At 59.1% G+C, this 9,043-nt stretch carries 19 protein-coding genes and 2 pseudogenes; 5 read left to right on the top strand and 16 right to left on the bottom strand.

Features of this window, described 5'->3' with window-relative positions; genetic code table 11:
• Positions 1–282: 282 nt before the first annotated feature.
• From ACR9ZQ_RS17545 to ACR9ZQ_RS17475, 15 genes are all read right to left on the bottom strand, one after another.
• The gene (locus ACR9ZQ_RS17545; RefSeq protein ID WP_481428424.1) at positions 283–588 is read right to left on the bottom strand and encodes a hypothetical protein; all 306 of its coding nucleotides are present in this window, start codon (positions 586–588) and stop codon (positions 283–285) included.
• On the bottom strand, positions 578–964 hold the full coding sequence (locus tag ACR9ZQ_RS17540; RefSeq protein ID WP_481428423.1) for an HNH endonuclease: 387 nt from the start codon (positions 962–964) through the stop codon (positions 578–580). The genes ACR9ZQ_RS17545 and ACR9ZQ_RS17540 overlap by 11 nt, the downstream gene beginning before the upstream one ends.
• Positions 961–1,176 (bottom strand): hypothetical protein, encoded by a 216-nt coding sequence (locus tag ACR9ZQ_RS17535; protein ID WP_481428422.1) that lies wholly within the window; start codon positions 1,174–1,176, stop codon positions 961–963. The genes ACR9ZQ_RS17540 and ACR9ZQ_RS17535 overlap by 4 nt, the downstream gene beginning before the upstream one ends.
• A complete protein-coding gene (locus tag ACR9ZQ_RS17530; protein ID WP_113206785.1) occupies positions 1,173–1,403 on the bottom strand; it encodes a hypothetical protein in 231 nt (76 codons plus the stop codon). The genes ACR9ZQ_RS17535 and ACR9ZQ_RS17530 overlap by 4 nt, the downstream gene beginning before the upstream one ends.
• Positions 1,400–1,672 carry a hypothetical protein gene (locus ACR9ZQ_RS17525; protein ID WP_481428421.1) on the bottom strand — a complete coding sequence of 91 codons (273 nt, stop codon included), beginning with the start codon at positions 1,670–1,672 and terminating at the stop codon, positions 1,400–1,402. Before ACR9ZQ_RS17525 ends, ACR9ZQ_RS17530 begins: the two co-directional genes overlap by 4 nt.
• Positions 1,669–2,028 (bottom strand): hypothetical protein, encoded by a 360-nt coding sequence (locus ACR9ZQ_RS17520; protein WP_481428420.1) that lies wholly within the window; start codon positions 2,026–2,028, stop codon positions 1,669–1,671. Before ACR9ZQ_RS17520 ends, ACR9ZQ_RS17525 begins: the two co-directional genes overlap by 4 nt.
• Positions 2,025–2,480 (bottom strand): hypothetical protein, encoded by a 456-nt coding sequence (locus ACR9ZQ_RS17515; RefSeq protein ID WP_481428419.1) that lies wholly within the window; start codon positions 2,478–2,480, stop codon positions 2,025–2,027. The genes ACR9ZQ_RS17520 and ACR9ZQ_RS17515 overlap by 4 nt, the downstream gene beginning before the upstream one ends.
• Positions 2,481–2,482: 2 nt before the next feature.
• Entirely contained in the window at positions 2,483–3,148 is a 666-nt protein-coding gene (locus ACR9ZQ_RS17510) for a lambda exonuclease family protein (RefSeq protein ID WP_481428418.1), read from the bottom strand.
• The gene (locus ACR9ZQ_RS17505) at positions 3,141–3,965 is read right to left on the bottom strand and encodes an ERF family protein (RefSeq protein ID WP_481428417.1); all 825 of its coding nucleotides are present in this window, start codon (positions 3,963–3,965) and stop codon (positions 3,141–3,143) included. Before ACR9ZQ_RS17505 ends, ACR9ZQ_RS17510 begins: the two co-directional genes overlap by 8 nt.
• An 11-nt stretch (positions 3,966–3,976) precedes the next feature.
• Entirely contained in the window at positions 3,977–5,056 is a 1,080-nt protein-coding gene (locus ACR9ZQ_RS17500; protein ID WP_481428416.1) for a hypothetical protein, read from the bottom strand.
• The gene (locus ACR9ZQ_RS17495; protein ID WP_481428415.1) at positions 5,049–5,270 is read right to left on the bottom strand and encodes a hypothetical protein; all 222 of its coding nucleotides are present in this window, start codon (positions 5,268–5,270) and stop codon (positions 5,049–5,051) included. The genes ACR9ZQ_RS17500 and ACR9ZQ_RS17495 overlap by 8 nt, the downstream gene beginning before the upstream one ends.
• Positions 5,257–5,460 (bottom strand): hypothetical protein, encoded by a 204-nt coding sequence (locus ACR9ZQ_RS17490; RefSeq protein ID WP_481428414.1) that lies wholly within the window; start codon positions 5,458–5,460, stop codon positions 5,257–5,259. The genes ACR9ZQ_RS17495 and ACR9ZQ_RS17490 overlap by 14 nt, the downstream gene beginning before the upstream one ends.
• Before the next feature lie 2 nt (positions 5,461–5,462).
• On the bottom strand, positions 5,463–5,633 hold the full coding sequence (locus ACR9ZQ_RS17485; RefSeq protein WP_481428413.1) for a hypothetical protein: 171 nt from the start codon (positions 5,631–5,633) through the stop codon (positions 5,463–5,465).
• A 77-nt stretch (positions 5,634–5,710) separates the two neighbouring features.
• Complete coding sequence (locus ACR9ZQ_RS17480; RefSeq protein ID WP_442206316.1) at positions 5,711–5,917, bottom strand: hypothetical protein; 207 nt, start codon at positions 5,915–5,917, stop codon at positions 5,711–5,713.
• A gap of 11 nt (positions 5,918–5,928) precedes the next feature.
• Positions 5,929–6,264: a hypothetical protein gene (locus tag ACR9ZQ_RS17475; RefSeq protein ID WP_481428412.1), complete on the bottom strand. Its 336-nt coding sequence runs from the start codon at positions 6,262–6,264 to the stop codon at positions 5,929–5,931.
• A gap of 385 nt (positions 6,265–6,649) precedes the next feature.
• On the opposite strand from ACR9ZQ_RS17475, the gene ACR9ZQ_RS17470 reads away from it, so the two are divergent.
• Complete coding sequence (locus ACR9ZQ_RS17470; RefSeq protein ID WP_481428411.1) at positions 6,650–6,952, top strand: hypothetical protein; 303 nt, start codon at positions 6,650–6,652, stop codon at positions 6,950–6,952.
• Here the strand turns inward: ACR9ZQ_RS17470 and ACR9ZQ_RS17465 are convergent.
• Positions 6,949–7,659, bottom strand: a complete 711-nt coding sequence (locus ACR9ZQ_RS17465; RefSeq protein ID WP_481428410.1) for a LexA family protein — start codon at positions 7,657–7,659, stop codon at positions 6,949–6,951. The two genes, ACR9ZQ_RS17470 and ACR9ZQ_RS17465, sit on opposite strands and share 4 nt — an antisense overlap.
• Positions 7,660–7,743: 84 nt before the next feature.
• Between ACR9ZQ_RS17465 and ACR9ZQ_RS17460 the strand changes: the two genes are divergently transcribed.
• From ACR9ZQ_RS17460 to ACR9ZQ_RS17445, 4 genes and pseudogenes are all read left to right on the top strand, one after another.
• The gene (locus ACR9ZQ_RS17460) at positions 7,744–7,992 is read left to right on the top strand and encodes a hypothetical protein (protein ID WP_481428409.1); all 249 of its coding nucleotides are present in this window, start codon (positions 7,744–7,746) and stop codon (positions 7,990–7,992) included.
• A pseudogene (locus ACR9ZQ_RS17455) lies at positions 7,989–8,111 on the top strand (GapR family DNA-binding domain-containing protein); the annotation flags it as partial. The gene ACR9ZQ_RS17460 and the pseudogene ACR9ZQ_RS17455, both read left to right, overlap by 4 nt.
• Before the next feature lie 30 nt (positions 8,112–8,141).
• Positions 8,142–8,435 carry a GIY-YIG nuclease family protein gene (locus tag ACR9ZQ_RS17450; RefSeq protein WP_481429332.1) on the top strand — a complete coding sequence of 98 codons (294 nt, stop codon included), beginning with the start codon at positions 8,142–8,144 and terminating at the stop codon, positions 8,433–8,435.
• Positions 8,436–8,684, top strand: a pseudogene (locus ACR9ZQ_RS17445) (DUF2312 domain-containing protein); the annotation flags it as partial. It abuts the gene before it with no gap.
• Between the last annotated feature and the right edge of the window lie 359 nt (positions 8,685–9,043).

Genomic DNA, 9,043 nt, shown 5'->3' with positions numbered 1-9,043 from the left:
GAGGGTGGATATCTGCTCCCGTCTGCGTGATGCATGGGGGCACGATTGTGGCCATCGAGGACAGCGATTTTCGCTCCTTCCTATTGCAATTGGCCGGTAGGTTCTCGCCAGACGCGGCGTTTAAACAGCGTCTGGTAGAGAGGACGGTCGCCGTTCTCTGCGACAATCCTGAACTTTTCGATCGCCACCGACCGGCACATGCCGTCGTGCGTGTCATGTACCAACTCGCGCGAGAAGAGCTTGGCATTGTACGGCGACCCAAACGTTGACGGGGGCCGTTAGTCACAGCTTCACCCCCGAAGCGGAGGGGCGGTCGGCCTGCTCGATTGCCACGAGTGTGAGGGGCGGTGGGGTTGGCGTCCACTCGACGCCAGCATCGTTGGCCTCCCGCGCGTTCATTCGTTCGGCGGGTGCGGGCTGAGCAGCCTTCCGGATCTCCTCGGCGATCTCGCTCCCGCTCATCGTGATGCAGTTGAATTCGGCGATCTTCGCCGCGTCTTCGAACGCTTCCCGGCGCGCATATGCCTTCGCCTTAGCGATCTCGTCGCGCATGCGTTTCGTGGTGTAGCGTGGCTGATTATCGGCCATTGCAGACGATCTCCCCAGTACGCCGATCGACGACTTCGCCGGACATCAGCTTTTTGAAACGGTTGTTGGAAAGGCTGGATTTCTTCTTGATGCCGAGGTGCTTCAGCCGGTTGGCATTGACCTTCGAGCGGACAGTCGCTTCCGCGTTGGTCTTTTCCTTGTGGGCGGAACCGAGCACAGCCTGCAGGTTTCCCTCGCGGTTCTGGCCGCCGAGCCATAGCGGCGTGATGTGATCAAACTCGATCTTGTCGCCTGGTCGGAAGGCATGACCGGTCAAGGCGCACTTGTCGTCCTGCTTTCGGAGAATGCGATCCTTGCATGCATCGGTCGGCGCGCTGTCGTCGGTCCGGCCTACCCATTCTTCAACTGTCCTCATGCGCGCCTCCCGATGAACCACGGCATGAAGCGCTCGATGATCGACTTGCGCTCGGCTGATTGATCAGCGTCGGAATTCTCGTCGACGACGACGCCATGACGGCGGGCGAAGGCGATGCGCTGCTCGGTGCGCGTCATCAAGGCCATGTGGGTGTTGATGTATTCTGGCGGCTTGGAAGGCGGCCGGCGCTCATGAGATTTGACGTGCGTCACGCTTCACCACCTTTCATGAAGCACTCGTTGCAAACCAGCTTGCGATTGAACGTCTCGCCGCTGAGTTCCTGAGGAAATTTGTAAAGGTTGCACTTTCCGCAGCGCTGTTGACGCAGGCCGGCGTGCAACTGGACACGTGCCCATTCGTGCCATTCGAGATAGCCTGTGGGGGCGGGGTCGCCGCCGCGATAGGTCGGGATGATGTGGATGTGGGCGAAGTCCCTCATGGCGCACCTGCCTTTCCCTTTGCCATCAGCCGCTCAAGCGGCGACATGTGATCTTCAACGGCCTTCGCCTTCAGCGGCGGCAGTCCGAACTTCTCGAGATATTTTCGGGAGTGCTTGGCCCAGACTTTCCGGCCCCAGCTCGTCGATGCGAACTCCCAAGGTCGAGCGGCGCGCAAGGCTTTCTTGCGGGTGGCGAGGTCGGCATCGGCCGGAAGGTTGCGGTGAACCTCGCCGACGACGTGAGAAGCGGTTTTCTGCCAGTCGATCATGATGCCAGCTCCGCATTGGCGAAGGCCAAGATCGCCGGGTGATAGGCAAGCTCTCTCAACTTCGCGCAGGTTTCGGGATTCTGAAGAACAACAGGGCCAGTATCGCCATCGATGTGGCCACGCTCCGGCGCTACCGCCATCGGCACGACGAGCGAACGCAGGATCGGGAAGCGGATGAGGATTCCGCTTTCGACGGTCGTATAATAGCCGGCGCCCTTCATGACCTCGGCTACGGTGTAGTCACCGGACCAAACGAGCGGATAGGCATAATTTGCGTTGTTCGGGCGCCAGAACGTCACATATGGGCGCCAGCTCCACTCGGGGCGTAGATCGCAGATGAGGAAGGGGCCGATCATGCCGCCCTCCGCTTCAAATCTTCTGGATTGGTGAGGATGAGACCCTGCTCGGAGAAATGCCGATGGACGGCGTCGAGATAGGTCGTCTTCTGGCGTGTCGTCATGATCCGAGTGACTCCAAAGTCAAACGGCACCATCATCAGTTTCAGCTTGTGCTCGTAGGGGAGCGGCATGATCACGGCGTCATATTCCGCCTTGAACACGTCATTCTCGTTCCGGAGGATCGGCACGCCGAAATGAAGCTTGCAGTAGCCGCGCACCTCTTCTGGCGACTGGTCGCCGAGCTGCACCGAGATTTCCAACACCCATTGGCGCTGAAGCCGGTTCTGGTCGCTGGTCCGGTGCTTGCCATCGGTTATCGAGCAGGTGAAGGGCATCGTCTTGCCCATGATGTATTTCACCAGCATGTCGCGGGCTTGGTCGGTGTCGACGATACGGTTGTTGGTGGTCATCGTCAGCCCGCCATCAGCATGTCGGCGTCAGCATCAACCGGCGCGGGCTTATAGAGGCGATCGAGCTTCGCGACTGTGCCGCGGACCTCGTTCATAAAGCCGATGACTTCCCGCTCAAGCGCCGCAATGAATACATCATCGCGAGGAACGTGCTTACAGAAGAACCGAAGGTATTCCTCGACGCGCGGGTCGAACGACACGAAGTCGCACCATGCGCGGCCAGTGCACGCCATCTGCCACTGCATCTGGGGAATGTATTCTTCAGGCACCTCCTGGCTGAGGAGGGTTTCAATGTGCGTCTCAGTCTTGGGGCACTTAATTTCCAGAAGGCCATCATCGTCCGACAAGCCGTCTGGAGACGCGCCGCTGTCGCCGACTGTCGGATGAAGGATAAATCCGACTTCCTTGACGACGGCGGCGCGATTGAAGACGTAAGCGGCTCGCGCTTCAGCTTCAGTCTCGGTTCCCCAGCGCATTTCCTTGCTGGTGAACTTTTCCAATGACTTACCCGTCAGCCGCTCAACGACGAGCTGCTTGGCGTAGGTTTCCCTCGTCGCCGCATATGCGCCCTTGGCGGTCTTGTTGATCAGATCGGCTATCCGGGAAGCTGTCGTCTTCCCGGCGCGGGCCTGAAACCACTCGTCCGTTCCCTGAATGATTTTATCCATTGTTCTGCGCCTTCTTCTCCGCAATGACGGCGATGCGTCGGCGCAACGAGCCGACGACCTCGTTGAACTTCGATAATGGGATGTCTGGGATAGCTTCTATCTTCCAGTGATTGCAGAACTGCTCGATTTCGAGCTCTGCCTTCTGGACCAAGTCGCGGATGACGGACGCCTGCGCTTCGGTGATCGGCGTTGCGTCTTCCTTAGCCGGGGGCGCGTTTCCGTCCTTGTCATCGAAGAAGGCCAAATCAAGCGCGCTCGCCTTCAGATACCGGCGCGCGTATGTCTGGGTGCTGCCTTTGGCTTGGATAGCGGTCTTGTTGACCGTGCCGTTAGAACCGCCGATATCCAGAGGAAAGTCGTCCTCGTAAACCTTCTCGTGGCCGCCGGCATGTCCAATAGTGAGCTGCATGCGGATATGGCCAGCCAGTTCGCAATGCACTGGCGCCGATGTCGTGGAAAATCCGTGCTTGGTCAGGATCGGCGTGACGACGCGCTCGATGTCCGCCAGATCGGCGTATTTCGATTTCGTATGCTTGTTGTCGTTACTGCGAAAGATCGGGCCGATCTCCGCTTGGACGGCGGAGAAGGCGGAAAGCCATTCGCGACGGGCTGCTTCGATACGATCTTCGCGCGCCATCTCGCGGCTGCGATCCTCCATCCGCTCTTTCATCGCCAGCATCTTTTCGAGCCGGTCGATCGGGATATTCGGATCCATGGCGATGCGCTCGATCATGGCGACCATAGGCGCGTCGTTGGCCGGAACTAGCTTGGCATCTTCGTGTAATGTGATTTCCTGCTGCTTTGCTGCGGCGCTCACGGGCGTTCTCCTCAGTAGGTGAAGGTGACGTTGGGGATCAGGCCGCTCACCATGTGGGCGACGATCTTTTTGGCTTGGTCGGTGTCGATCCCGGCGCAAGCCACCAAGGCGGTAACGACGGAATTGTTGACGGTGCGGCGGTGCTCGATATCGGCCTCGCGGCGCTCTTTTTCGGCCTGTGCCGCTGCCTGCTCGTCGGCGATGCGCTGGCGTTCTGCGGCTGCGGCTCGTTCGGCCGCCGCATTCGCCTCGGCAATCTCGCGTTCAGCTCGCTGCTTGGCTTCTGCTGCCTCACGTCCGGCTGCGGCAACACGCTCGGCGGCTTCCCGTTCAGCACGCTCAGCCGCTTCCGCTGCGGCTTTCGCCATGTCGGCCTTGCGCTGCTCTTCGGCTTGACGCTCCCGCTCGACGCGTTCTTCTTCGGCTCGTGCAGCCTCGTCGGCGGCGCGGCGCTCGGCGTCCTGACGGTCACGCTCGGCCTGGGCGGCACGCAGCGCAGCAAGCTCGGCGGCGTCGGATTCCTGCTTTTCAGCAATGACGATCAGTCGATCGAGAGCAGTCAGCGCATCCTGCTTTGCCAGCTCCGCGCGGTCCTGAAATTCCTCCCACGAAGCATCGACGACCGTTTCGTCGACCGAGACGCGCATTTCCTTCAGATCGTCAGAGGCGAGGCCAAGTGGCGTGCTGATGAACGCGAGCAGGGTATCGAGTGCCGACTGATGCTTTTCGATGCGGGCCTCTTCAGCCTTCTCCCAATCGGTGAGCGGCTGGCGGAACTTCGTCTGCAGGGCGACCAAGCGCTCCTCGATCTTGTTCCGGGTGGCGTCCACCTTCTTTTTGTTGAGGCGCCATTCCTCGGTGAGTGCAAAGCCCTGTTTGTCGAGAGCGACTTTGGTCTTTGCGATCTTGTGGGCGAGGGACTTGATCGCGTCCCGTCCAGCCTTGGTCGAAACGTCGTGGACGTGCTCGTTTACCTTCCGCAGGATCGCGTCATAGAGCTTGTCGAATTCCTTCTCGTCGGTGAACGTCGCAACGTTCGGGACCGACGGCAGGGCGACAATCAGATCTGTGGCTACGGCTTGATCAGCCATGAGGAATGCTCTCCTGATTGATGACGGCGCGTTCCTTGAGCGACTGCTCGGTCGGCGCGAAAGAGAGGACGGTCAGGACGCCGACGGCGGCCAAGGTGAGGATGAGGGTGACGGCCTTGCTGATCGCAGCGTGAAGGCGGGCGTATCCTTCGAGGACAGGCTCGGCGCGGGCGTTGATTTCGGCCAGGCGCGCTCGAATGTCAGAAGTCGTCATGGTCGGACTCCAGCGCTTTATGAAACTCGCGTTCAGCGACGATGAGGGGGTGGTTATCGTGCTCGTCGACGCAAATACTGCACAGACGAGTGGGGACGCCGAAGTCATCGCGATACGAGAGGCCCTTGAGGCTGACCTTGCTGCACTCGTCGCAGATGGCTTGGTTGCGCGTATCGTGATAACTAGGCACGATCAGCCCTCCCCAAGAAGCCAAGCGTCATCAGTCGGAATGCCCATCGCCATATCGAGGCTGGCCGCTATGGCGCGATCGGCGAACGACGGCTCATTATCTCGAAGATCGATCGACGAGGCTTCGCGATAGATGACGGTGAGCCGACCCTTGTGGGCGTCACGGATGTGCATTCGGATTGCGTTGTCGCTTCCGAAAGATAGCTTGCAGGTGCCGCAAAGGTGAGGGAGCTGCTTGTTCTTGCTCCGGCTCATATCCGTGCCCCCTGAACGAGAGCGGACTGAAGGGCCGGAACCTCGCCGCGGAAATCAGCGGTGCGGCTCGGCAGAGCCTCGACGAGCGCGTCGAGCTGAAAGCAAATCTGCCGAAGCTGACGCTTCTCCTCTTCGGTCGGGCAGGCTTTGGCCGCGTCATAGGCCAGATTGTTCAAGGCACGGATTGCTTCTGGATAGGTCACGCCCTCACTCCTCAGGCTGCAATCTTGGTGATGAAGGGACGAGCAACCGGGCCGAGGAAGGCGAAGACGCCTTTCCACTCGATGCGGCGGCGCTGTTCTGGTGTGTGACCGACAAGCTGGTCACGGAAAGGGATTGGGGCCATGGCCTCAACCAGCGAGCCGGTCATGCCCAGCTCTTCGGCCTTCTCGCGGAGATCGTGAGCGGCGCGGAGATATTCGACGTACCGGGCGGCAGACTTCGGAGCACCCTTGCCGGACTGATGCAGCGAACGGACTTTGCCGATCACCTCATTCAGGCACTTGACGTTTTCGCGGAGGGCGGTCGCCGTCAGGTCTGCGTTGCTCATCTCGTCCATCCTCGTCGCCGCGGCGTTTCGTTGATGGTTGGAGAATAAATCCAACTCAAAATCCAGTCAAGCGGGAATTGGATTTATTTTCCATATTAACGAATCGACTCAACTCACTCCGATCGTTCTGGCTTGATGGGAACGAAAGGAGAACATTTATGGGGTTAGCAGCAGTTAGATCGCAGTCGCCGATGCGGCTGCACATCCGGTGCGAGAACTGCCTTCGGGAGAGTTCACAGGTTCTGGAGGTGCCCTCGGACACCTATGTTCCGAACGACATGTGCGACCTCGCGCAGGAAGGATATTTGGATCACGTCCAGTTCTTCTGCGCACGCTGTGAAAGCTCGATCGGCAAGCTTTTTGCGATTAGTGGTGGGAGGATTGAATGAGTAGAGAAGTGTTGAGTTTTATCATCGTGCCGCCGTTTGCGCGGCGGGCGGCCGTAGCGGCTGCGAAGGACCGACTGGAGAATTATCTGTCTCACCGGTTCCCAGGCTACGACTTCAAAGTCGGTCCGTTCGCGCCCGTCGGAGATGACGAAACATTCTGCGTCCTGCCGATCATGAATTTCGTGGGTGATGACGGCAAGAGCTATATGTGCGACCAGCCGGCACGCTGGCTCCTGCAGGATATAGCGAACGCATGCAATGAGTTCGATCTTAAGGGTAGGCGGAGTTTCGCCGCCTAGAATCCTGGCATCGTATTGAGGACCATACGGACGAGCCCTATGATCTCGACAGTCACACCGTCGTCAGCGTCGAATTGGCGCTGAACGACAATCGGCTTGTGCTTTGGATTGTTGGACCGAGGATGGAACTCAGTCCGGTCCTCATAGATCTCGATCTGCTTTACTGACCATTCCCGCATATGGCCGCCGTCTCGCGTGCGCTGGACGACAACCACCATTCCATCGCGAAGCACGACACGGTGCGCGATGTCCTCATAAGCTGTCGCAACCACGGTATCGCCTGGCATAATCGGGCGAGGGCGCAGCTCGTTCATGCTGTCGCCTTCGACGTCGAATGTCAGCTGGCGCGCGTCAGGAAATTTCTCGTCACGCGGGACTGTGATCTCTTCCGGATCCGATTGGTCGAACTCATCGACTTCGCGGAACAGACTGGCGGAGACGATGCCGACTTTCCGAGCCTGCACCCACTTCGCCAATGACGGGGACACTTCAGACTGGGGTTCGAGAACGACGCCATCTCGAAGCCAGACACGCGACCTGCCGATCGCGTCAGCCAGCTTGTCGATCACATTCCCCCGCGGGTTATCTGTCTCGCCTCTGAGATATTTGTTGATGCTATCGTAAGAGACGCCGGAACGCTTCGACAGCTCGGCCTTGTTCCAGCCGAGCGCGTCCATTTCCTGCTGAAGTCTTTCCCACCATTTCATGCCGCGATCATACTTTGGGATTTTTTATCCGTTTTGGATTTATCATCCATTGATGTTGGATTTAAAATCCTGTATAGATGAGGAATGAGCACGTTCCGAACCATCCCCGAGATTGTCAAAGACTGCGGCGGGGCTCGCCGTATCAGCGCGGCGAGCCTGAGCGAGAAGAGCAAGTGGCCTCTTAAGATCGACGCCATATACAAGTGGTCGATCACCGGCATTCCTGATCGCCATTGGACGCTCCTCATGTCCCTTACGGACACGAGCGCTGAGGAACTGCATGCGGCAAACTGCGCCGTTCGAGGCGTCGAAGCTTCGGAGACCGCAGCATGAGCGCCGACAAGCAACTCAAAGCGTATATCGACCGCGTCCTTCGCCTGAAGGAAGAGCAGGATACGATCGGCGACGATATCCGTGACGTCTACGCGGAGGCCGCTCGGAACGGGGTCGATAAAACCACTCTGTTTTTGCATGTCCGCGACGTGGCCCAAAAGCGCGAAGGTTATTCGATCTACTTCGCAGCTTTTCAAACCGCTGGTCTCCTCAAGATCGGCATTTCTCAAAACGTGAAAAGGCGCATGGCCCAGCTCGCACTGATGCGAGGCGAGCCCGCTGATCTCCTCTTCGAGATCCCGGAGGCGACGCGCGTTGTTGAAGGGTGGGCCCACGCTGATTTCAGCGCATGGCGCGTACACGGCGAATGGTTCCGCCTCTGCCCCGCAACTCTCCAAAAAATAGAACTGCTGAAGGCTCAGCATAAATCGAAGGTGGCATGAATGTCCGACGCACACGGCGTAGCCCGCGATCAACTCCGCGCCTTCATTGAGCGCATCGAACGTCTCGAAGAAGAGAAGAAGTCGATCAGCGACGACATCAAGGATGTGTACGGCGAAGCCAAGGGCATGGGCTTCATCCCGGCCATGATGAAAAAGGTCATCGCGCTCCGCAAGAAGGACGAGATGCAGAGAATGGAAGAGGAGGCGATCCTCGACACCTATCTGCATGCGCTCGGCATGATCCAGGCTGATCTCTTCGAAGAGCCGGCACGGCAGGCCACTCCGCACGACCCAGAAACCGGCGAAATCCTCGAAGACATCAACCCACGCCTCGCCAAGCAGGTCATCGACGGCATGCAGACCGAAGCCGGTCGCGCCGCGCTGATCGCTGCTGTCGATATCCTTATCGAGCAGGAAGAGGCGGAGGAAGAGACGCACCAGAGGCCCTCGACCAACGATGAGCCATCCCCAGAGGCAGGTCCGCAAGCCGAAGCCTCTCCTGCCGGGACCGGAGCCGGGATGCTTGCGGATCGTGAGGGCCGTTTCGAAGGGGGGGCGGCTTCGGCCGACCTCTCCGCCAATTCCAAAACCGATGCTGCTATTTCTCG

Source organism: Rhizobium sp. KNZ14-9A, from assembly GCF_056755015.1.
This window is presented reverse-complemented; position numbering and strand designations above follow the sequence as displayed.

Coding starts and splice junctions, on each gene's coding strand:
- ACR9ZQ_RS17545 (WP_481428424.1), bottom strand. CDS start 588: ATGGCCGATAATCAGCCACGCTACACCACGAAACGCATGCGCGACGAG.
- ACR9ZQ_RS17540 (WP_481428423.1), bottom strand. CDS start 964: ATGAGGACAGTTGAAGAATGGGTAGGCCGGACCGACGACAGCGCGCCG.
- ACR9ZQ_RS17530 (WP_113206785.1), bottom strand. CDS start 1,403: ATGAGGGACTTCGCCCACATCCACATCATCCCGACCTATCGCGGCGGC.
- ACR9ZQ_RS17525 (WP_481428421.1), bottom strand. CDS start 1,672: ATGATCGACTGGCAGAAAACCGCTTCTCACGTCGTCGGCGAGGTTCAC.
- ACR9ZQ_RS17520 (WP_481428420.1), bottom strand. CDS start 2,028: ATGATCGGCCCCTTCCTCATCTGCGATCTACGCCCCGAGTGGAGCTGG.
- ACR9ZQ_RS17515 (WP_481428419.1), bottom strand. CDS start 2,480: ATGACCACCAACAACCGTATCGTCGACACCGACCAAGCCCGCGACATG.
- ACR9ZQ_RS17510 (WP_481428418.1), bottom strand. CDS start 3,148: ATGGATAAAATCATTCAGGGAACGGACGAGTGGTTTCAGGCCCGCGCC.
- ACR9ZQ_RS17500 (WP_481428416.1), bottom strand. CDS start 5,056: ATGGCTGATCAAGCCGTAGCCACAGATCTGATTGTCGCCCTGCCGTCG.
- ACR9ZQ_RS17495 (WP_481428415.1), bottom strand. CDS start 5,270: ATGACGACTTCTGACATTCGAGCGCGCCTGGCCGAAATCAACGCCCGC.
- ACR9ZQ_RS17485 (WP_481428413.1), bottom strand. CDS start 5,633: ATGCACATCCGTGACGCCCACAAGGGTCGGCTCACCGTCATCTATCGC.
- ACR9ZQ_RS17475 (WP_481428412.1), bottom strand. CDS start 6,264: ATGAGCAACGCAGACCTGACGGCGACCGCCCTCCGCGAAAACGTCAAG.
- ACR9ZQ_RS17470 (WP_481428411.1), top strand. CDS start 6,650: ATGAGTAGAGAAGTGTTGAGTTTTATCATCGTGCCGCCGTTTGCGCGG.
- ACR9ZQ_RS17465 (WP_481428410.1), bottom strand. CDS start 7,659: ATGAAATGGTGGGAAAGACTTCAGCAGGAAATGGACGCGCTCGGCTGG.
- ACR9ZQ_RS17460 (WP_481428409.1), top strand. CDS start 7,744: ATGAGCACGTTCCGAACCATCCCCGAGATTGTCAAAGACTGCGGCGGG.